Here is a 22828-nt window from a genome sequence, read left to right as displayed (position 1 = left end):
AATGCCAGAAAACAGGCCCAGATACCAAAGCCTCACAAGAGAGCAAGCTTTTGGCGTAGAGGCAAGGCTTTTACAAAGAGTATTTCCTTTATTCGTTTTAAAAGATGAAGTAAATCCAGCTGATGTAAATGAGTATTACCTTAATCTGTTTGATTTAACTCATCTCTTAATTCAAGTAGGAATAGGGAACAAGTCATTGGAAGAGGTCAAAGAACGGGCTGAAGAACTAAACAAGTACTTTCATTTAAACAAAATCTTTGCTGACAAAAGCTATTTGGCAGTGGAAGCAATCTACTTAATTACAGATGCCCTGAGTCAGTCCAATCGAATCAGATATTACCCACTGCCCGGGCTGCCTGTACATGATCAGGTAAATCCAGACCTGGTTATGTCAATTAGTACCGTATCGCATGCCATAACAAAGTTTAACCTGACCAAAGAGACATTAATTGAACCTGCTGATTTAGACTGTTATTATGTCCTTAAAAACTGCGACTCAGACTATCTAAATAGTGAGTTTTTTGCCAGAAAATTATGGCCAGATAATGGATCACCAACAGGTGATACCGGTATGCCCTTTCCATTTCAAATATTAATCCTTGAAAACTGGAAAAATGATTTAAGGAGTCTGGGTTTAACAGGAACAGTAAAAAGCTATGAAGGTTTGATTTATGGAATAAAGGTTAGATCAGAAAGGCAATTAGAAAATAAAAACAGCAATACCGTGATAAACAATGTAACAATCAATCTTGGCGATGGCTCTACTTTTACCGGGCCAGTTTCGGTAGGAGAAAACATACAGGTTTCCTACAACGCAGCAGCAAGCACTTCAGAAGAAGACTTAAAAGTAAAATTGGAGACTCTGGTTCACAATGTTTCCGGCCTTATTGAACAACTACCAACCGAAAAGGAGAAGAGTAATGTTTCAACCCAATTGAAGGCTTTTGTGGAAGAGTCTAAGAAGGAGTCTCCCAATGAATGGCTCATAAAAGTTTCAGCCGATGGCCTGATTGAAGCCGCTCAAAAACTGGCTTCCTTTACCGAACCGGTTACTTCAATAGTGAAAGAAATCATGGGGCTGTTCTCATGATTAGGAAATAACTCTTTCAGGTGCTCTCGTTTTAACCACAGGGTAGCAGTAGTAAATAACAACATTGTTATATAATGTCCTCAGTTTTGTGTTACATAGCTTGGGGTTCCAACTTCGCTGAAGCTTCGTTGTATAAATCAACAGGGGTATTTTATTCTAAGCAGCGTCTAGCCAATTAGCCACATAGGAGGGAGGCAATGGCACACTTATGTGACACGCTTTGCTGGCGCATGTGTGTGGCATGGGCAGTGGCAAATCTACTTAAGTCGATTAGCCCTCCTGTATTTTGTATTTATATTCAGGGTCAAAATCAACAGATAATTGATCATTAACTTTCTCCGACAAGAATTCCTCTGCTTCACTAAAAGAGGTAAATCCTTCAGCCATGAGAACCAAAAATTCTTGATTTGGATTAAGTGACCCTTTTTGAATTCTATAAATATTATATCTCTTCATTCTAACTCAGAAATGGAGGCAATTTCCTCTTCAATAAGTACGGATTTCAACCTATAAAGTTAATCTAACCAGTTATTTTTAGTAGTTTGTGAAGAAATGTAATGTAAAGGCTGAGCTTATGGCTCCATATCATTAGTACTGCTCTAGAGACTTAATGATAGTTCATTAGGTATCATCAATTACACGCACTAGATATGTTATCTACTAATATAAAAGAGGATTTCTTAAATCTGTTTTATCACGAACTGAAGAGGGAAACGCTAGAAAATGCCAACACTCTTGATCTATTCATTCTAAAAGTTCAGAACAACTCGTTTTCCTACGATGAACTCATAGATCAATTAGGAGATAAGCTCTGTTTTTTCGCCTTATCGAGAATAGAAGTCGAGGCCTTAAAAGCCCAAGACAGGTTTAACTCACTTGTAAAAAAGGCAAAATCTAAGTTTAGAGATTATAGCTCTAATGAAGGCGAGTTTGGAGAGATTTTATTGTACTGCTTCCTAGAGTCACATTTAAAGGCGCCTAAACTTTTGACCAAACTAGAGTTGAAGACTGCTAACAATGATTATGTGAAGGGGGCTGATGGAGTACATTTATTAAAATTGAATGACTCTGACTATCAACTTGTTTTAGGAGAATCAAAAATGAGAGCTGATCTCAAGCAAGGTATTTATGATGCATTTTCTTCAATAGGGAACTTGTTGAGTGATGGCCGGAAGAAATTACGATTTGAACTCGATTTGGTCAATAGTCAGCTTGTCAAGGAAGCCTTTGATGATCAGGCTTACAGTCTACTACAAAACATAATATTGCCCAGCGCTCGTGATGATGAATATAACTTGGATTATTCGTTTGGAATATTTCTTGGCTTCGACATTAACATAACTTCTCAGCAGCAACAGCTAACCAACAGCGAATTCAGAACCAACATAAGAAGCACCATTAAATCAGAAGTATTGGCTGTTGTTGATTCTATTAATAATCAAATCAGAAAAGAGAAATTCAAAGGATATAGCTTCTATGTCTATGTAATTCCTTTCTCTGATCTGGCAAAGACAAGAAAAGATGTAATTGAAAACCTGATAGCTTAATGAAATTGATAGATCGCCTTGTCCAAGATGTTTTTGAAGATGACTATTTCAATCACTTATTCAAGCAATCAGCCTTGCTATCAGCTGATTATGTTTTGGACCAACAGAAAGCCACAAAGCTATCAACCAAAGAATTTCTTGATTCGCTGAGGTTTGCAGATGTCTTGTCAAATAGCAATGACCCAAGAGCAAGAAACAAAGCATATCAGTTGATAACTTATTTGAATACAGAATATTCACAAACCCCTGAATATAAAACAGTATCAAAGGCTGTTTATTCCAAACTTGGGAATTTCCCTGCCATTTCATATTTGGAAAGTGACGATGACAATCAAGCTCAATTACCCTTTCAAAGAGCAATTGAAATGGAGTCAAAAAAAATCATTCAGGCTGTGCCAGATACGGACGGTCTAGTATTTACTGACTCACAATTTGAATTGTTTTCGAGGCTCAGTAATACATTAGAATTCAGTTTCTCAGGCCCAACTTCAATGGGTAAGTCATTCATGATCAAGGCCTTTATTAAAAAGGTGATGAGAAATAGCCCACCTGAAAATTTGGTGATTTTGGTCCCGACCAGGGCATTGATCAATCAATTTTCCATTGATCTACGCAGTGAACTGACTGACTTAATGGAAAAGTACAAGTACAGAATTCTAACTAATTCAAGCGTGTCAGATCTTACATCAGACGAGCCTCATAACTACATACTTGTGCTGACGCCTGAACGACTAATCAGTTATTTGTCTCAACCCGGCAACCCTCCAATAGGTTTTATTTTCGTTGATGAGGCCCACAAGTTGGCTAACGAAAAGGATTCTCGAAGCATTACTGCTTATACATCCTTAGAAAAAGCACTAAAAAGATACGGAAACATAAAACTGTATTTTTCTTCGCCAAACGTTTCTAACCCTGAAGTGTTTTTGGAATTGTTTGGTCGAGGTGCGGCTGAGAATTCATTCAGAACAGATGAATCACCAGTATCACAAAATCTTTTCTTTATTGATTTGATAGAAGCTTCCGCAGAACTTTATATCGATAAAGAACCAATAGCTGTTCCAATGAATGGGTTCTTTAATGAGGTCAATAGTGCAATTGATGTCGTTAAAATGGTCGGCAAAGGGAAAAACAACCTGGTCTACTGTAATGCTAAAGCAAGGACAATTGAAAGAGCACGAGAGTTCACGGAAAATCGAGAAAGGTCTGCTACTTCAAGCGCGATCCGGAAGGCTATCAAGCAAATTCAGGATTATATTCACCCTGATTATTTCTTGGCAGAACTATTAAGATTTCAAACAGCTTTCCATCATGGTAAGCTTCCTCAACTGATTAGGAACCTGGTAGAGGAACTATATAAAAGTGAAGAAGTAAAAACTGTTTTTTGCACATCGACTTTGCTTGAAGGAGTCAATATGCCAACAAAAAACATATTCATCTTAGACAATAGAAACGGACTTAATAAACTTGAGCCAATAGACTTTTGGAACTTATCTGGTCGTGCAGGAAGACTTGCAAAAGAGTTGGCCGGTAATATTTTTTGTATTCAACATGAGGACTGTGAATGGACAGATAGAAGAGTATTAAAGAAAGAGCCTATAAACCTAAAGCCAACGGTACTGACCAAGATTGACAGAAATCTACGCAAAATCGAAAAAGTCCTTAAAGAACAAAATATAAGTGGGTCAAAGGAAGAACAGTTTATTCTCAAATACTTAGCGAATATCATTAGTGTTGATACGCTGGAAATCGACTCGAACTATAAAAGTCCTTTGATAACGAAGTTGATTGAGAAGAATAAGGATCAAATTATCGAATTAGCCAGACAAGCCACTGTAGGCTTTGAAATTCCAGAATATATTCTAGGGCTAAATCAGTCTATCAATTTGAAAGTTCAGAACAATGTTTATACCGAAACGAGAAGAAGGTTTGATAAAGGTATGAATGTGAAGCTTCCGCCAAGTTCCGAAATTGATTACGAAAGATGTAAGAATGTACTATTGGGCATGTATGGGCTTTATGCTTGGGATAAAGCCGAAAAGAAACTAAATAATCAGAATAGCATGAATTATTATGCCATGCTAATGAACAAATGGATACACGGATTCCCCCTTAATATGATAATTAGTCAGTCGCTTGACTACTACAGAGACTCAGGTCAAAACGTTCAGGTAAGTTTTAATGAATACGTACCATTTGAAAAAGGAAACAAGGAGCACATCAACATTGTAATTGAAAAAGTAATTGAGGACATAGAGTATATATTGAGGTTTCTTTTCGAAAAATACTTCAATCACTACTATCAAATTCTGATACAACTATATGGTGAAGATGATGCTGGAGAAAATTGGGCTTCATTGCTTGAGTATGGCACTCAAAACCGTATAGTTATTGCGCTTCAGAATTTAGGCCTTTCTAGAAATACTGCTTTAAAAATTTATCAATCAAAAAGAGAAGCTCTGACTATTGTTGATGGAAAATTGGAGCGAGTGGATAGATCACAGCTACTTTCAGCGTTCAACGCTGATTCCCTAGAATTTGGAGAAATTATGAGGGTCCTATAACTGATAACTGCGTATGAGACTCATGCTTAAAATTCTTGCCGGACTTTTGATTGCTGCTGGTCTAGCAGTCAGCGTATTCTTTTTTATAAAGCTCTCTACTGAATATACAGTTTTCGGGGATAATGCAATTCTATTGGATAAGACCTCGAATGTTGGAGATTTTATTGGAGGCGTGGTTGGCACAATGTTTTCATTTGCTGGTTTTTGGATACTTATTTTGACATTGAATGATCAGAATAAATCCACTCAAAAAGAGAGGTTTGAGAGCAAATTCTTCGACCTCTTAAAGCTACATAGGGAGAATGTACAAGAAATGGCGTCTGACGGAACTAGTGGCAGAAAAGAGTTGCATGACATTTTCATGCAGGTGCTGAAGTGCAAAGAAGAAATAGGAATACATTTTCTCAGAAGAAAAGTCGAGCAGATTTACACAGAAGATTATTTGTCAGAAATAAAGAAAGCAATTGAGAACTTCAACCCAGAGTTAAACCTGAAAGACTTAGCTAAGATCAATTTAGCCTACCTAATAACATTTTATGGCCTAGGAGCTGCCGGAAGACAAATTATACATGATCTATTAGAGAACCGTTACCAATTGAGATTTTCAGACAGAACGATTAATTATATGTCTATGAAGCCAAGGTTAGATAGTGATTACTATTCTAACTGGTGTGAGTTTATGAATATTAGTAGGAAAGGACAACGCAAGAGAGCCTTCGAACTAGTAAGAAAGATTAGAAACAACGAAAAGTTAGATGACTACAAAGATCAACATTTAGTAAGTTTTGCCAAAAAACACTCTTATCCTTCGAACTATATCAAGTTTTATGGAGGACATCAATATAAGTTAGGACACTATTTCCGTCACCTATATCAAGCCTTTTCATTCATTGATCGTCAAAAATTTTTGTCTCCAGAAGAAAAATATTTCTACGCAAAAACTTTGAGAGCGCAATTATCCACACATGAACAGGCACTGCTCTTCGTTAATAGTCTTTCAATGCTCGGACTAGTTTGGGAAATCAAATCTGGAAAAGGACGGGGACAAGGACTGATTTCTAAATACAACCTCATTAAAAACCTGCCAGGTCAAGAAATATTTGGCATTATCTACAAGGAGTTTTACCCAGATGTTCAATATGAGCATGCTCAGTAACCCTTAGACTACCCCTTCGAACTTACCAGCAATTCCCTTATGTCAACATCCAAAATCTCCGCCATTCTGTGTAAATCCTTAAGGTGAGGCTGCGACTTGTTGTTGCAAATTGCCGTCATGGCTGTGGTGCTGATCCCCATTTGTTCAGCTAGCCATTTCTGAGATTTTCCCTGTATGACCAGGACTTCTTTAACTCGGTTAATTCGGAGAGACATATCTGTAAAAGTAACCTAAAATAGGGTATAGGAGGCACTTTTCAGTAAGAATGACTTAGATAAGAATAAGTCTTGCTTACATAAGTTTAAGTAAAAATTTAATTTAGTCTTGCTTTTTATTAAGTCATACTTACTTTTGTATAAGTAAAACTTAAACTTAGGAAAAATCATGTCAGAAAAAAACATTGCCCCATTAACTGCCTTTCCGACAATCACTACCGAAATGATTGAACAATTCGAGATTCTTACAGATTTCGTTAGACCCGCAGAATTTAGAAACCAACTTGTCAACCTGTATCTTCAATTCATTATCAGTGACCCTGAAGGTTTTCCCGGAGACTTCAAGAACATCACTGATAATCTATATATCTTCTTGGAATTCCTAACACATCTTCAAGAGGCAATTGATAACCGCAAACAATGAGTCAAGAATGGTCTAAACTGCGTCCTTTATCTAAGCTCGATCAGCTTGCCGAAACCATTATAAAAACGGCCTTTATACTATCTGAAAACCATCATGTAATACAGAGCTATTTGAATCATGACGGTGCGCATTTTAAAGTATTAAACCGGGTAGGGGAGTCGACTTTCGATGTGCTGTGTAAACAGATCAATCTTGAAAAGACCAATTATGCTTTTATACCTCAAAAACATCTTGAACAAGGTCTAAGAGACGATTTATACATAGGTTTGGTGCTGTTTGTGGACAATCAAAAACCTACCAAATTTCTATTTCCTTCAACTGTCTGGCGCAAGCCTAATCTGCTGTTTACAAATTCATCAATCAAAACGGCTGAGTATGGTATTAGCCTAGGTCAGAAAACCTTTGATATATTGAAAGAACACGACTTTGGGCAGATCGTTAAGACCCTATAACTGTTTTTTAGTTAGAGGAGAAGTTAAGTTTTTGAAGGTGGCTGGGCAGATGGAACCACTGTAGGAAATGAGTCTTGATAATTATTGGGATGTAATTGTATTCTATTGGAGGGTTGCATATTTTGAGTCCTGCAGAGCTACTAGAAATGCCTAAGGGTATTCATGGTCTCTAGGTCAAAATGTTTTCGAAAATGAAGGAATTTATTGAGTCTTATTGGGAGGTTATAATTGCTGTGTCAGCTTTACTCGTTTCCGTAGTATCCGTTTATTTTAATTCTAAAGCACTTAAAATTCAGAGAATTCATAATCAGAAATCTGTTACTCCAATTCCCAAAATCCTGATCAATGATCATTCGAATTACCTTTGCGTTTTCTTAAAAAATGTCGGAGTTGGCCCTTTAATTATTGAGAAGATGGTTGTTTCAAATAGAGTTGAAGGACTAAGCGGAAATACTTTATACGAAATTATGCCAAAATGCCCAAAAAACATAAGTTGGAGCCGTTATCTTGCCTCTTATAGACCAAAACGCACCACATTATCACAGAATGAGAGTATGCCTTTACTTGAAATATTCATAGACAAACAGAATCAAGCTGAAATTGATTTTCAAAAAGAAATAAGAGAGATTTTAAAGGGAACGGAGATTCGTCTTAAATACTGCGATGTTTACCAATACGAAGAGCCCTCTGATTATTCTACTCAATTGACGTATTTTTCTCGTGATTTTTCTGAGGTTGAAACTAGCTATAAGCGGTTTGATTTAATTAATGAAAATTATTATTGACACTTTTTGAACAAAGGTTCTTGCAGCGGTATAAGGTAATCAGGACTATGCTGAAAGCTTCAAATTATATTTCAGCTCATTCATATAGGCAAATGTCAAGTTTTGATGAAGCGGGCGGGCAGAAGGAATCGCGGGGATGCGTCCGCCTCGTGCGGCTGGCCGATTATTCCTTCTTGATTTCTTTGCATACTTTCTGCATCAAGGCAGAAAGTTTGAGCCCAGCGGCTTGAGCGATCACAAAAGCTACTGAACAACAACAGATCGACCTACAGGCTACCAAAGGTAAATGCACAGCCCACAGCAAAAAGAAAAGCCTTAAACTAGTACACAACTCACCAGAGACTACCAATAGTTCAGGACAGCACAAACAAAGCGTTGGCTCACATGTGTTTTGACAGGCAAATTCCTAACGCCTGAGAATTGAATATTTGGATGTATTCTGTACAACAGGACGTACACAAGAAAATAGAGCATTGGCTTTGCCTGGCAAATCTTATGTGAGGGGCTGGCCATTGGCTGGAACAGACACAGCGGGCTTGCCTTCGCGAAGCTTCAGCGAAGCAAAGCGGGTAGAATAAAATAGCAGCTTTGGAACAGGGCAGCCGCGGGTATGCAAATTGTAACAATGGCTCGGATTGATCTCGCTTAACGAGAACTAAGAACTTCATGAAAGACGAGAGCGTTCGGTCCAGCTTCGCTGGTTAATGTAATATAGAATTATATAAAAAACTTAGGTGGTGCGTGTGGGCTTAATTCCTTTAACATAAAATCTGATGTTATCTCACTGCACACTTTCGCTAAAGCTTCAGTGTACAAGTGGCGATAACTGATTTTATGCTAAATACTCGTACCTCGTATTACAGGAATTACTAAGGATTTGTTATATAATTTATATTATGTTAAATAACCCATCTAAAGAATAAGGGAGATTGATTTAACCTCCCTTACCTATTTCAATTAATTATCTTCCAGAGCATCTAGTCTGTCAAGGATTGCATCTCTCTTAGCGTCCATTCCTAACTGATCGTAGATAGTACTCAACGGTCTTAGTGAGTATACATCGTTAGGATCAGCCTCTAAAGCTTTCTCGAACATTGGCATCGCCTCTTTGAATCTGGCCATTGCCTTTTCTTTCAAGTCATTGTATTTGGCATCATCATCAACAGTCAGGTTAGCTTCTTTCATAATCTCAGCTGCCTGGTTAAAGATTACTGATCCGGCTACATATAGTGCCTCAGCATAGTTAGCATCTAAGTCCAACGCTTTCTTAGCATTCTTCTCAGCATCTTCCAACTGCTCGTTGTTCCACTGTAAGTAAGCTAATGTGTAGTAAGTAGTTTTGTCAGCTTGTCCAGCGTCAATGATTTTAGACAGACCACTAATGGCCTCGTCCATTCTCTCTGACTGGATCAATACGTCTACTTCCCACTTCTTGTACATTTCTTCTTCAGGATAGTTACCTTGAGCTTCTCTGATGTGAGCCAAAGCATTGTCGTAATCCTCATTGTCGATTTCGTACTGAATTACGCTGTTGTATGCGTAGTTCTTGTTGTCGTACTCTTCTTCGTGTCCGATTACTCTGTTGTAGAATTCGTAGGCTTCTTCGTCCATCTCAGCATTATCAGCTGCATAACCGGCAAAGAAATCACGCTCAATTGAGTTCTCTACTTCAGCAGAAATAGACAGCATAGCAAAAGCTTTTGCGAAATCTTCTTCTTCCAAAGCAGCATTACCGGCACTTACCAGGTAATAGTCCAACAAAGCCAGGGTTTCACCACCACCGATCCATTTCGTGTTATCAGCCGGGTTAAAGAATGGCTGCTCGAACAATGTCTCTTTGGTTTTCTCCTGAGTTTTCTCATCACCCTTGTCCATTGATTTCTTAAACCACTCCAAGCTTTTCGCAGCTGCTTCAGCGTCAGATTTGCCGCTGTCTACGAATTGCTGCAAGTAGATTTTACCTAATAAAATATATACATCGGGTTCAACTCCAGTCTCCGGGTCTTGAGTAGCCTGAGTAGCCAGCTCGATTGCGCTTTCCATTTCGCCCTTTCTGAACGCCTTGTCAGCATCTCTCAAAACCTTCTTTTGTGCAAACGCTCCCACTACGAACAGTGAAAGTGCAACAGTTAAAAACAGTTTCTTCATGGGTATTTTAGTCTAATTTTGGTTTCTAATTATGATTCAGTTGTCTCTGAGTTTGGCTCTTCGCCTCCCTCCTTGTTTTCCTCTTCAGATGAATCTATAAGTTCTTCATCTTCAGCAATTTGCTCTATCTTTTCTACAGAAGAGATTGCATCTCCTTCCTGTAGTCTGATCAGCTTCACACCTTGTGTGGCTCTTCCCATTATTCTGAGGTCAGCTACAGAAATTCTGATGGTAATGCCCGACTTGTTGATAATCATCAGGTCATCGCTATCAATCACTTCTTTTATGGATACTAAGTTACCGGTTTTTTCAGTAATGTTAATGGTCTTAACGCCTTTACCACCTCTTTTGGTAATACGGTAATCTTCTATTGGAGAGCGCTTTCCGTAGCCTTTTTCTGAAACGACTAACAGGTTAGCGTCATCCCTAGCTACACATACCATGCCAACAACACAGTCATCGTCTCCTTCAAGGCTTACACCTCTTACACCGGCTGCAGTTCTACCCATGGAGCGTACATCGCTTTCATGGAAGTGAACCACCTTGCCTGAACGCTTACCAATAATGATGTGATTGTCGCCATTGGTGAGCTTCACTTCCAATAGTCTGTCACCTTCATTGATGGTAATGGCATTGATACCATTGGTTCTTGGACGTGAATAAGCTTCGAGTGAAGTTTTCTTGATGGTACCTGACGCTGTACACATCACCACATAGTGGTTATTGATATAGTCTTCGTCTTTCAGGTCTTCAGCATTAATGACTGCACGGATTTTATCACCCGGCTCAATGTTCAACAGGTTCTGTACCGGACGGCCTTTAGAGGTTTTGCTACCTTCAGGCAATTCCCACACTTTCTTCCAGAACACTTTACCAAACTCAGTGAAAATGAGCAGGTAATTGTGCGTCATTCCGGTGAATAGGTATTCTGTGAAGTCATCTTCCTTAGAACCAGCTCCTCTGGAACCTACGCCACCTCTACCCTGTCTCTTATACTCAGATAGCAGGGTTCGCTTGATATATCCCTGATGAGAGATGGTGATAATCATCTCCTCATTTGGAATCATATCTTCAGTGGTGAAGTCTTCGGCAGAGTGAACGATATCGGTTCTTCTTTCATCACCGTATCGGTCTCTGATTTCAATGAGTTCATCTTTAATGATGCCCATTCTCAACTCTTCCTTCTCCAGGATTTCTTTCAACTTGGAGATCAACTCCATAATCTCTTCGTACTCCTTCTTGATCTTGTCTCTTTCCAGACCGGTCAGTCTTTGCAGACGCATTTCAAGAATGGCTTTGGACTGAATTTCAGACAGTCCGAAGTTCTCCATCAGGCCGGCTTTGGCTATTTCAGGGTCTCTGGACGAACGAATCAGGTTAATCACCTCATCCAGGTTATCCAAGGCAATCAGGTAACCTTCGAGGATGTGAGCACGCTTTTCAGCTTCGTTCAGCTCGTATTGTGTTCTACGGACCACGACTTCATGTCTGTGCTCTACGTAGTTCTTAATCAGGTCTTTGAGGTTGAGGGTATAAGGACGGCCTTTTACCAGGGCTACGTTGTTTACCCCGAAAGACGATTGTAGCTGTGTATACTTGAACAGGTTGTTCAGTACCACATTACCAATGGCGTCTTTCTTCAGTTCGTAAACAATACGAAGTCCGTTTCTGTCAGACTCGTCACGGATATCGGAGATACCTTCAATCTTCTTTTCATTCACCAGGCCGGCAGTCTTCTCGATCATGCTGGCCTTGTTGACCATGTAAGGAATCTCGGTCACAATAATTTGCTCACGTCCTGACTTGGTCACTTCAATATCGGCTTTAGCTCTGAGCACAATACGTCCCCTACCTGTTTCAAAGGCCGATTTCACACCGGTATACCCGTAAATGGTACCTCCGGTTGGGAAATCAGGGGCAGTTACATGCTGCATGAGTTCTTCAATACTGATATCGTTATTATCGATGTAGGCAATGGTACCATCTACCACCTCCGTCAAATTGTGAGGGGCCATGTTGGTGGCCATACCTACCGCAATTCCTGAACTACCATTAACCAGCAAGCATGGCAGCTTACCCGGCAATACGGTTGGTTCTTTCAGGGAATCATCAAAGTTCAGTTGGTAATCAACAGTGTCTTTGTTGATGTCGGCCAGCATTTCTTCAGCAATACGCTTTAGCCTGGCCTCAGTGTAACGCATGGCTGCGGGAGAATCACCGTCAATGGAACCGAAGTTACCCTGCCCATCGACCAGTGGATATCGCAATGACCATTCCTGGGCCATACGCACCATAGTATCATAAACTGAGGAGTCGCCATGCGGGTGATATTTACCCAGCACCTCTCCTACAATTCTAGCTGATTTTTTATAAGGTTTATTCCAGTTTACCCCTAGATCGAGCATACCGTAGAGTACTCTTCTGTGTACAGGTTTGAGTCCGTCTCTAACATCTGGTAAAGCCCTTGAGATAATCACCGACATGGAGTAGTCGATGTATGCACCCCGCATCTCATCTTCTATGTTAATCGGGATGATCGTTTCCTTGTCTCCTTCTGCCATAAATTGGTTAAAAAGTCCGTTTGATTCAAAGTCGCAAGATACTAAATATTATCTGTAGGAACCCCTAAAACGCAAGGTTTAATTGCCACTTCCTTTGCCTTTTTCAGCGCCTTTTTTCGACTTCTTTTGTTTGATGACAGGGAATGAAGAACCACGTGCTTTTCGGTTCACTCCACGCTGTCCGTAAAGTGGATTTTGTCGCTTGTAGAATGGTCTTCCACGATACATCTTCCCGTTGAAGACATGCTCCATCTGGACCATATCGGCCGAGTATTTATTCCTCGGGTAGGTTGGGTATTTCAGTAACAGACCTAAGTCGATACTAAAGATGGTGTACTGATGTGGCACGCTCACAAAGTCATTGGCCATCGTATAACTTCTCATTTCAACCGATGGTCTGATATAACCTTTGAAGTATTTCGAAAAACGCGTCTGGAACATTAAGCCCACATTGAAGAAAGGATCGTACTGAATGTTATCAGTATTGATCAGCGATTCCTTAATTTTCCAGACTCCTCCATAGACATCGGCATGCATGGAGAAGTCACCCATACTGTAGAAGTTATAAGTGACTGACGCAAACATTTTAGTAGTGGCAAACTCCGTTGTCGGTAGCTCATAGGAACGGAGTAGCGGATCAACATCCTGCTCATTGTAAGACCTTCGGAACTTAATGGCTCCAAAGCCAATTCCGGCACCAATCCTCAGTAGGTCTTCATCGAGGTATCGCTTCTCTCCTGTCCTCTGGAAATGACCTTTATCGAGCTTCTTGAAACTATAAGTCAGACGCAAGGTGATGGGATTCAGTCGACCTGTATTCGTAAAAACCACACTGGCCGTATCGGTACGAACTATCTGAGCATCATCATCAATGCGGTCGACTCCCAGTTCGGTAAAGCGATTGAACCAGTTGTTGTAGGCATTAATAGGCTGAACGCCACCACCTTCTTCCCCAATAGGTACAATGTAAAGGAACTGATTGGAAGGGTCTCTGATCACCGATACCCCTTCGAGCGGATTCTTATAGGTAAAGTAACCGTAGCTTTTTTCGACCTGAAGATTGAATCGATTGAGGAATTTCCGAACAGGACTCACCAGCTGGCGCTCCAGTGCCTTTCTTTGCTCTTCGGGTGTAGGTGCTTCCTGCAATACAAAGCCTTGCACATTCCCCTCTTTCTTTTTCTTCTTTTTAAATATCTGTGCCTCTACCGGCTGAACAGCCAATGACAGGAAGAAAACGAGCAATAAATATTGGAGTGATTTTCTCAAGAAAAAGCCTTTTGCAATTATAAAGACAAACCTATTCAATTATTATGGAATCCATCAAAAACAAACTCAACATTCTGCCTCGGTTCTGACAGTATCGGGAGACTTCAACAGGTATCAATAAAAAAAGACTGCCAAAGCAGTCTCTTTCCGTTTTTAGTATGTTAAGGTTGATTAAGGTTTCTCTACGAGCTCTGCCATGAAAGCATCGATTTTAGCCTTGGCGTCACCACCACTGGCGTATGCTTTTTTAATGGCATTGTATTTTTTTGCACCTAGACCATGAGTAGCCAATTGGCTCACTACAGTTTGAGCAGCCTTCTTTTTCTTAGCTACTACTCTATCTTGCATGGTTTTGTAAAAAGTGATTTCGAATTCAGTTGCTCCAGATCCTGAAAGTTTAGCCGGATCACCTTTAGCGATCTCATCCAACTCTGCAAATCTGTTGTTGTCAATTCCTTCTTGCTTAGCGATGTACTCCTCAACTGTTGGTGTGATTTTGTCAGTGATTGACTTCTGAGCCAAAAGAATGATGGCGTAGTCTTTATAATCCTGATCAGTAAGGTCCTGAGCCTGTGCTGCCACAGACATGAACGCAAAACAAACAGCAGCTAAAACAACTTTAGATAGTCTTTTCATGGTCTTTTTTAATTTTAGTTAATGAAAGGCCAGTGACCTCTCTTCCACAGATTAGTAGTTTAGTTATATTTTACAGCGTCACAAGAAAAATGATTTGTGACTAACATACAAGCGATTATGTGCCAAATTTGTTTAGAAAGGGCTTATTTAGCATTCGAATAACGAAATAAGACAAATAAAATAGCATATGAGAAAAGTTTACTACCTGTCTACCTGTGACACCTGCAAAAGAATTATGAGCGAATTGGACCTGTCGGGATTTGAGAAGCAAGACATTAAGACCGAACCAATGACTGCCGATCAGATTGAAGCTATGCATGCTCTTTCCGGAAGTTATGAAAGTCTGTTCAGTAAGGTAGCCAGAAAGTATCGTGCCCTTGGACTGAATGAGAAGCAGTTGACTGAAGAAGAAATGAAACAGCACATTCTGGATGAATACACTTTTCTGAAAAGACCTGTCTTTATCATCGACAATGAGATCTTCATTGGCAACAGTAAGAAGAATGTAGAAGCAGTGAAACAAGCTTTGGGGTAAGTCCTGGCCGAAACCACCACCCCGGCCCTAAAGGGTGACTAGACCCCGGCCCTAAAGAGACTAGATCCCGACACTAAAAGGTGAAATGTGGTAAGGCTAAATAAAGCTCTTGGCCACTTTTCATTTGTAATTCAATGCCTGAGTATGGACCAAACTCAACGGTTCCTTTTCCCTCTTGAGTGAAACGAAAGATATGCCGGTGAATCAAGGGTAAGTAGATTCCTCTGCTACGCTCGGGATGAAAAAGAGCGGATGAATCCTGCCTTAACCCCGGCCCTAAAGGGAGACTAGACCCCGGCCCTGAAGGGTGACTATAACCAGGGCCTAAAGGGTGACTATAACCAGGGCCTTAAGAGATGGTGGTTACTTCCCATCAAACTCTCCGGCCTTGAGGCGGGTGAAGTAGTGCTGAGCGGCTTTCCATACTTTCGGAGCCAGAATAACGGCTGAAACCATGGTTGGAATCGCCATTAAGGCGAAGCTGCTGTCAATCAGATTGACCACAAAACCCAAGGAGGTGACTGCACCAACTATTATGGTTCCTATATATAAATAGTTGTAAAGATTTCCTCTTTTGGCGCCCAACATAAAGGACACACATTTCACCCCATAGTATGAGTATGACAGCAATGAGCTTACGGCAAATACAAGAATACACAGTCCAAGTAAATAACCTCCTGCTCCTGGGATAGCTGTATTGAATGCCTCGAGGGTTAAGGTCACTCCAAGGAGTCCAGTGTCCTGTGCCCCCAGGTAACTCTCATGTACTCCTGTACCTAATATGACCAGAGCAGTTAATGTACAAACCAATAAGGTATCGATAGCAGGCCCGAGCATAGCCACCAGACCTTCACGAACAGGCTCATCGGTTTTAGAGTCTCCATGCACCAAGGGTGCTGTACCAATTCCGGCCTCATTGGAGAAGGCTGCTCTTTTGGCTCCAACAATAATGACCGCTCCAAGTCCACCACCCAGAATGGCACTACCGTTAAAGGCTTCATTTAATATGGATGAGAAAATAGCCGGTATCTCTGTTACATTCTGAAGCAGTATATAAACCACCAGAATGAAGTAAAGCACCACCATTGACGGCACCATACGAGAGGCCACCTTGGCAATCTTCTTAATACCTCCGAAAATTACTGTAGATACCAATATGGTAAGTATTACCCCGATGATAGATGAGGCATAAGATATCTCTGTACCGAACAAGACGAATGAATTGGCCGGATCATAGCCCATATTTGGACCCAACACAGCATTCATCGCTGCGGTAAGCTGATTGGCCTGGAAGATAGGCAATGCACCAATCAAAGCGAAAATACAGAAGAATATGGCCAGTGGTTTCCACTTTTGCCCAAGTCCCTCGGTAATCACATACATTGGTCCTCCCCTTACTTCTCCTTCAGAGTCTTTACCTCTGAACATAACAGCCAGTGTACAGGTAAAGAATTTAGTGGCGATTCCGAAAAATGCCGAAACCCACATCCAGAAAATTGCTCCTGGTCCACCCATGGTAATCGCCACGGCAACACCAGAAATATTTCCCATACCTACTGTAGCCGCCAAAGCGGTCGAAAGGGCCTCATAATGGCTAATCTGACCTTCTTTATCTTCTTCGTGATACTTGCCTGCGAGTACTCTTATCGCATGTCTGAAGTAGAGAAAGGGAGTAAATCTGGCATAAGCCATAAAAAACAATCCACCTCCCATTACCAGAATTAAAAGAGGTATTCCCCATATCCATCCGGCAAAACCGGAAACAGCATCTTCGATAAAACTCACAAGTGATAATTTAAGTCAAGCCCCTATAATAGTGTATCGTAGCATATACACCAAGTGCATATTGGTTTTTTGGTAGGTTAGATTACAAGACAGGGCTGAGTTTTACTTAAGAAGATTCAAATACCGTAGTCAGTTCAGATGAAATGCTGAACAAAATCAGGCTTGAAATTATAGCAGCCCCTGGCTCATTGCCAACAGATTGATTAGCCTGTAAAGTACCCTGGCACCTACATTCGCATCCCATTCATCTTCTCCAGGGGAAACTTCATTTAAATCGGCACCGACAATGGTTCTGCCTGATTTTACCAGTTTCTTCAGCAGGAACATGACCTGCTCGAATTCAAAACCTCCGGGAACAGGTGTTCCCGTATTAGGGCATAGTTTCGGATCAAGACCATCAATATCAAAAGAGAGATACACCTTGTCAGGAAGCTGATTGACGATTTCATCACAAATACCTTCCCATGATTTACCTGCATACTGTGCTTCTTTAATATGCTGGTCATAGAAGCTAACAACACGACCATCGGAATCACGAACATAATCGGCTTCCTGCTCACAGTAGTCTCTGATACCAACCTGCACCAGCTTACCAACCTGCTCATTCTTCATGGCATTGTACATGATACTGGCATGAGAGAATTCAAAGCCTTCATAGGCAATGCGTAAATCGGCATGGGCATCGATTTGCAGTATCCCAAGCCCGGGGTGCTTCTTTGCCAGCGAGCGAATATGTCCCAAAGGGGTACTATGATCGCCTCCAAGCAGTACGGTAATCTTCCCCTTCTTTTGCCAATAGCTACACTCCTGCTCTACATATTCCATCAATTGAGCACATTCCCGATTGACTTCAGCAAGTATAAGCTCCATTTCCTTAGCTAAAACGGGGTTGGCCCCTTCTTCCAGCCACTCGATGTATTGTTCCGATTTGACACGCAGCTCTTTACCCAAAGAATACCAGACTTCAGGAATATCAGCCATGGCCACACCCAGTTTCCAGGCCTCCTTCAGGTCAGGTTGTTCATAGTCCAGCTGAGAAGAAGCTTCCAGCACCGCCAGTGGGCCATCTGAAGTTCCCGCACCATATGAGACGGTAACATCCCATGGCACAGGTATCACTACTATTCTGGCTTCTTCCAGGCTGTAAGGCAGGCCAAAAAGGGTCCCTTTGACCCCTACATTATTAGGATTGAAATCTTCAGTGCTCATCGGTATCTATTTCAAGTTCAATGCTTATGACTGGCACTAGCCAATCATTTCTTTCACGAAGTTAGGCAGAGCAAATGAAGCCTTATGCATATCGGCATTGTAATATTTCAAACCGGCAGCCTTCACAAAAGCATCCTGTTCTTCTTCGGACTTTTGTTTCATCGGATGGGCAGATCCTTTAGAACTATAGCTAAATGACCACATTCCGGTTGGGTATGTTGGTATATAGGCCAGGTAGCAATGCACCTGATCTTCTCCGAAAATGCCTCTATAAGTTTGATAAATCTCCTTAAATACCTTGCTGTTGAAACGTGGTGACTCACTTTGAGTGATCATAATACCATCAGCAGATAGTATTCTGTAAACCTCCTTATAGAAGTCAACAGAGAAAAGGCCTTCTGCCGGACCAACAGGGTCTGTAGAATCTACAATCACCAGGTCGAAGCTTCCGTCAGCAGCCTCATTGACATACTTGATACCGTCATCTACGATGAGGTTGAGCTTAGGGTCATCCAGCGACTGAGCAATACCCGGTAAGTGCATTTTACTGGCTTCAATTACCTTATCGTCAATTTCTACCATCACTACCTCTTCCAGGTTTTTATGTTTCAGCACTTCTCTGGCTGTTCCGCCATCGCCACCACCGATAATCAGCACTCTCTTCGGGTCGGGATGCGTCAACAAAGGTACATGGGTAATCATTTCGTGGTAAACATACTCGTCTACCTCTGTAGTCATGACCATACCGTCCAGTGTCAGCATATTGCCATAAGCCTGCGTTTTATAGACGGCTACTTTCTGAAAGTCAGACTGTACATCATACAGTTTACCATCATGCTTTAAGGAGAGGGCGATTTTATCATCCCTTTCGGTGAACCAGACATCTCTTGTTCTAATAGGGCTTCCGTCTTCCGAACTTCTTTCGTCACGCATCGACTGCACATTGAAGTTTTTCTTCTTCAACAAGGCCATCTCTCCCCTGCTCAATTCTACCGCTGAGCCATGATCGGCTTCAAAAGCTTCCTTTAGCATTTGATAAGAAACCCATGGGTTTACCGTATCACCACAGGTAAAAAGGTCTACGGAAGCATATCCATATTCCGGCCAGGTATGAATAGCCAGATGGCTTTCCTGAATTACAACCACTCCGGAAACCCCATAAGGCGAAAAGTGATGAAAAGTAGAGTTAATGATAGTCGCGCCTGCTTCTTCAGCCGCATTTTCCATGCTTTTCTCTATATGAACTACATCGTTGAGTAGTTCCGGTGAGCAGTTGTAATACTCAACAATGATATGTCTTCCTAATGATGCCATGCTCCAAAAATAAGGTCTTCCTCTTTTTAGGTGGAAGAGTTTTTTGAAATATTATCAGGAAGGGCCTATCCTATCTGGCCTGGATAATAGAAACTTTTCTGCAGAGCACTGTTTTCAGAAAGATGATTCCAGCTATCATATTCACAGGTCAGCCATACGCAGGTAGATGTCACAAAGCCATCGAATTTTCTCGTGAGATAATTGTGTAATTCAGAAATTCCGGGGTTATGAGCCACAATGGCCACATTCTGAAAGTTATCGTCCATGCGGTTGACAAAGGCCTTCATCAGGTTACCGGTGGCCTCATACAGTTCTTCGGCATCCATCAGGCGCGGCTTACTCTCCAGCGCATTGACGATGGCTAAACTGGTAGCCAGCGTTCTTTCTGCCGGGCTGTGATAAATAGCATCGAGTTGAATGGGCAGGTCTTTCACATGATTTCCAAGAATCAGCGCCTGATTCATCCCGTTAGGACTAAGGCTTCTTTCAAAGTCACGCTTTTTTTCTGCAGGAAATTCTGCTTCTGCATGCCTTATCAGCAATAAATTTCTAACCATTTTGATTGATGTTCAGTTATGTGTCCAACAACGTAATAGATCGCGTATTGATATACTCAAATTGAGCGGAATAATCAATTCGCTTGTTTTTTTGAAAGTTTTATGCGCATCTTTGGAGCGCTCAGAATTTAAAATCAAGCCTTATATGTCGAAAAATCTTGTCATAGTCGAGTCACCGGCTAAAGCTAAAACTATAGAAGGATATCTTGGAAAAGACTTCAAAGTAGTGTCTAGCTACGGCCATGTTAGAGACCTCCCCAAGGGAGACAAAGCCATTGATATTGAGAATGGTTTTATACCGACATATGAGGTAACCTCAGACAAGAAGGAAGTCATCAAAAACCTTAAGAAGTTAGCGAAGGATGCCCAAACCATCTACCTCGCGAGTGATGATGACCGCGAAGGAGAAGCCATTAGCTGGCATTTAAAAGAGGCATTGAAACTTAAAGAAGAGCTCACTAAACGCATAGTATTCAGAGAGATAACCAAAAGCGCTATTCAGAAGGCTTTGGAAAACCCCAGAACCATTGACGAAGATCTGGTACATGCTCAGCAGGCCCGTAGAATCCTGGACAGGCTGGTGGGTTATGAGCTCTCTCCTGTGCTATGGAAGAAGATTAAAAGAGGACTGAGTGCCGGACGTGTTCAGTCAGTGGCTGTGCGTTTGGTGGTAGAAAGAGAAAGAGAAATCGACAAATTCGATGTTCAATCTTTCTTCAAAATCTCAGCCATTTTCGATATCGATGGCAAAGAGCTTAAGGCAGAATTACCAAAAAGGTTCAGTACTGAGGATGAGGCTCAGCAGTTCCTGGAAAGCTGCAAGTCTGCAGAATTCACTATCGAGTCACTCGATAAAAAGCCGGCAAAACGATCTCCTGCACCGCCATTTACTACTTCTACCCTTCAACAGGAGGCCAGCCGTAAGCTGAGTTTCTCAGTGGCTCAGACCATGACATTGGCACAAAGGCTCTACGAAGCAGGTAAGATTTCCTACATGAGAACTGACTCCGTAAACCTGTCGGATGAAGCCATGGAAGGTGCTAAAAATGAGATTCAGTCAGCTTTCGGACCTGAATATGCCAAAGGCCGCAAGTTCAAAACTAAATCACAGTCGGCACAGGAAGCGCACGAAGCGATCAGGCCAACAGACTTTTCTGTACACACTGCTGGTAAAGACTATAATGAGAAACGCCTCTATGAATTGATTTGGAAGCGTACCGTAGCTTCTCAAATGGCAGAAGCGCAGTTGGAAAGAACTACAGTAAGCATTGGTATTTCAACCAACAGCGAGAAGCTGGTAGCCAATGGTGAAGTCATTGTTTTTGAAGGTTTTCTGAAAGTATACATCGAGTCAACCGATGATGAAGACAATACCGAAGAAGCCAAAGGCATGCTTCCTCCTTTAAGTGTTGGCCAGTCACTTAATCTGGACCTGATGAAGGCCCGACAGGGATTCACCAGACCTCCTGCGAGATATACAGAAGCCAGCCTTGTGAAGAAGCTTGAAGAAATGGGCATTGGACGTCCGTCTACCTATGCACCGACTATCTCTACCATTCAGAAGAGAGAATATGTAGTGAAGGAAAACAGGGATGGAACAGAAAGAAATTATAAAGAACTGATCCTGAAAGATGATCAGTTGAATGTTCATCAACTGACAGAAACTACGGGAGCCGAAAAGGCGAAGCTCTTCCCTACCAATATTGCTATGGTGGTGAATGACTTCCTGGTCGACCACTTCCCTAACGTGATTGACTATTCCTTTACAGCCAATGTAGAGGAAGAATTTGACCAGATTGCCAGAGGTTCTCAGAACTGGGACAATATGATCAAGAACTTCTACGGTAAGTTCCACCAGACTGTAGAAGAAACCGAGCAAATCAAGCGTAGCGATGTAGGTGCCAGCCGCGAGTTGGGCATTGATCCTAAATCAGGCAAACCAGTTATTGCACGTCTGGGAAGGTTCGGACCATTGGTTCAAATTGGAGAAAGCTCGGAAGATGAAAACGAGAAGCCACAATTTGCCAGCCTTAAAAAGGGTCAGTTCATTGAGAGTATTACCCTTGAAGATGCACTGGAGCTGTTCAAACTCCCTCGCGATGTGGGAATGTTCGAAGACAAGAAAATTGTCGCGGCTATCGGTCGCTTCGGCCCTTACATCAGACATGACGGTAAATTCGTGAGCCTGGGTAAAGAACATGACCCACTGAGTGTAGATGAAGCCACTGCCATTGAGCTGATTGAGGCCAAACGAAAGGCGGATGCCGAGAAGTTTATCAAAACCTTCGATGAAAACCCTGATGTTCAGGTATTGAATGGCCGTTGGGGACCATACATCAAAGTGGGTAAGCAGAATGTAAAGATTCCTAAAGACAAGGAGGCGGCTGAATTAACGCTGGAAGAATGTCTGGAACTCGCTGCTGCAGCACCTGCTAAAAAAGGACGTGGCAGAAAGTAGGCCTTACCTAACTGTGCATTTGGGTATCTAAAATCATCCATTCACACCGATAGGATTTCTTAACATCCTTTGGCTTATTTATTGTTTCAAGTCTCCATTGAAATCACTAGTTTTCAAACAGATTGA

General features: G+C 41.4%; 19 protein-coding genes. 9 read left to right on the top strand and 10 right to left on the bottom strand.

The window, feature by feature from the left end; genetic code table 11:
- The first annotated feature begins 1 nt into the window (after window position 1).
- Complete coding sequence (locus tag ACOOEY_RS20490) at window positions 2–1090, top strand: hypothetical protein (RefSeq protein ID WP_420386598.1); 1089 nt, start codon at window positions 2–4, stop codon at window positions 1088–1090.
- Between the two features lie 270 nt (window positions 1091–1360).
- Here the strand turns inward: ACOOEY_RS20490 and ACOOEY_RS20485 are convergent, their stop codons facing one another.
- A complete protein-coding gene (locus ACOOEY_RS20485) occupies window positions 1361–1546 on the bottom strand; it encodes a hypothetical protein (protein ID WP_420386597.1) in 186 nt (61 codons plus the stop codon).
- 194 nt (window positions 1547–1740) lie between these two features.
- Between ACOOEY_RS20485 and ACOOEY_RS20480 the strand changes: the two genes are divergently transcribed.
- The 3 genes from ACOOEY_RS20480 to ACOOEY_RS20470 are packed head-to-tail and all read left to right on the top strand — an operon-like array spanning window position 1741 to window position 6354.
- Window positions 1741–2637, top strand: coding sequence for a DUF1837 domain-containing protein (locus tag ACOOEY_RS20480; RefSeq protein WP_420386596.1), 897 nt, complete (start codon window positions 1741–1743; stop codon window positions 2635–2637).
- Window positions 2637–5198, top strand: coding sequence for a DEAD/DEAH box helicase (locus tag ACOOEY_RS20475; RefSeq protein ID WP_420386595.1), 2562 nt, complete (start codon window positions 2637–2639; stop codon window positions 5196–5198). Before ACOOEY_RS20480 ends, ACOOEY_RS20475 begins: the two co-directional genes overlap by 1 nt.
- A gap of 22 nt (window positions 5199–5220) precedes the next feature.
- Window positions 5221–6354 (top strand): putative phage abortive infection protein, encoded by a 1134-nt coding sequence (locus ACOOEY_RS20470; protein ID WP_420386594.1) that lies wholly within the window; start codon window positions 5221–5223, stop codon window positions 6352–6354.
- A gap of 8 nt (window positions 6355–6362) precedes the next feature.
- Here ACOOEY_RS20470 and ACOOEY_RS20465 read toward each other — a convergent pair whose 3' ends face one another.
- Window positions 6363–6569, bottom strand: a complete 207-nt coding sequence (locus ACOOEY_RS20465) for a helix-turn-helix transcriptional regulator (protein WP_420386593.1) — start codon at window positions 6567–6569, stop codon at window positions 6363–6365.
- Between the two features lie 169 nt (window positions 6570–6738).
- Between ACOOEY_RS20465 and ACOOEY_RS20460 the strand changes: the two genes are divergently transcribed.
- The 3 genes from ACOOEY_RS20460 (at window position 6739) to ACOOEY_RS20450 (ending at window position 8230) form a co-directional block, all read left to right on the top strand.
- On the top strand, window positions 6739–6993 hold the full coding sequence (locus ACOOEY_RS20460; protein ID WP_420386592.1) for a hypothetical protein: 255 nt from the start codon (window positions 6739–6741) through the stop codon (window positions 6991–6993).
- Complete coding sequence (locus ACOOEY_RS20455) at window positions 6990–7445, top strand: hypothetical protein (protein WP_420386591.1); 456 nt, start codon at window positions 6990–6992, stop codon at window positions 7443–7445. Before ACOOEY_RS20460 ends, ACOOEY_RS20455 begins: the two co-directional genes overlap by 4 nt.
- 191 nt (window positions 7446–7636) lie before the next feature.
- Entirely contained in the window at window positions 7637–8230 is a 594-nt protein-coding gene (locus ACOOEY_RS20450) for a hypothetical protein (RefSeq protein ID WP_420386590.1), read from the top strand.
- Window positions 8231–9187: 957 nt separating this feature from the next.
- Here the strand turns inward: ACOOEY_RS20450 and ACOOEY_RS20445 are convergent.
- The 4 genes from ACOOEY_RS20445 to ACOOEY_RS20430 form a co-directional block, all read right to left on the bottom strand.
- A complete protein-coding gene (locus ACOOEY_RS20445) occupies window positions 9188–10378 on the bottom strand; it encodes a TRAFs-binding domain-containing protein (RefSeq protein WP_420386589.1) in 1191 nt (396 codons plus the stop codon).
- 29 nt (window positions 10379–10407) lie between these two features.
- Window positions 10408–12939 carry a DNA gyrase subunit A gene (gene gyrA / locus ACOOEY_RS20440; RefSeq protein WP_420386588.1) on the bottom strand — a complete coding sequence of 844 codons (2532 nt, stop codon included), beginning with the start codon at window positions 12937–12939 and terminating at the stop codon, window positions 10408–10410.
- Between the two features lie 78 nt (window positions 12940–13017).
- Window positions 13018–14208, bottom strand: a complete 1191-nt coding sequence (locus tag ACOOEY_RS20435) for a hypothetical protein (RefSeq protein ID WP_420386587.1) — start codon at window positions 14206–14208, stop codon at window positions 13018–13020.
- Window positions 14209–14379: 171 nt separating this feature from the next.
- Complete coding sequence (locus ACOOEY_RS20430; RefSeq protein ID WP_420386586.1) at window positions 14380–14844, bottom strand: hypothetical protein; 465 nt, start codon at window positions 14842–14844, stop codon at window positions 14380–14382.
- 187 nt (window positions 14845–15031) lie between these two features.
- On the opposite strand from ACOOEY_RS20430, the gene ACOOEY_RS20425 reads away from it, so the two are divergent.
- Window positions 15032–15379: an arsenate reductase family protein gene (locus tag ACOOEY_RS20425; protein WP_420386585.1), complete on the top strand. Its 348-nt coding sequence runs from the start codon at window positions 15032–15034 to the stop codon at window positions 15377–15379.
- Between the two features lie 363 nt (window positions 15380–15742).
- Here ACOOEY_RS20425 and ACOOEY_RS20420 read toward each other — a convergent pair whose 3' ends face one another.
- From ACOOEY_RS20420 to ACOOEY_RS20405, 4 genes are all read right to left on the bottom strand, one after another.
- Window positions 15743–17164 carry an alanine/glycine:cation symporter family protein gene (locus ACOOEY_RS20420; protein ID WP_420386584.1) on the bottom strand — a complete coding sequence of 474 codons (1422 nt, stop codon included), beginning with the start codon at window positions 17162–17164 and terminating at the stop codon, window positions 15743–15745.
- Window positions 17165–17332: 168 nt separating this feature from the next.
- Entirely contained in the window at window positions 17333–18373 is a 1041-nt protein-coding gene (locus tag ACOOEY_RS20415; protein ID WP_420386583.1) for an agmatinase family protein, read from the bottom strand.
- Window positions 18374–18409: 36 nt separating this feature from the next.
- Entirely contained in the window at window positions 18410–19687 is a 1278-nt protein-coding gene (gene speE / locus ACOOEY_RS20410) for a polyamine aminopropyltransferase (protein ID WP_420386582.1), read from the bottom strand.
- 65 nt (window positions 19688–19752) lie between these two features.
- The gene (locus ACOOEY_RS20405) at window positions 19753–20244 is read right to left on the bottom strand and encodes a SixA phosphatase family protein (protein WP_420386581.1); all 492 of its coding nucleotides are present in this window, start codon (window positions 20242–20244) and stop codon (window positions 19753–19755) included.
- 145 nt (window positions 20245–20389) lie between these two features.
- On the opposite strand from ACOOEY_RS20405, the gene topA reads away from it, so the two are divergent.
- Window positions 20390–22702: a type I DNA topoisomerase gene (gene topA, locus ACOOEY_RS20400; protein WP_420386580.1), complete on the top strand. Its 2313-nt coding sequence runs from the start codon at window positions 20390–20392 to the stop codon at window positions 22700–22702.
- Window positions 22703–22828: the final 126 nt, after the last annotated feature.

The organism is Roseivirga sp. (genome assembly GCF_965216855.1).
Lineage (GTDB): Bacteria > Bacteroidota > Bacteroidia > Cytophagales > Cyclobacteriaceae > Roseivirga.
The sequence above is the reverse complement of the archived record's forward strand: the minus strand, read 5'-3'. Positions and strand labels throughout refer to the sequence as shown.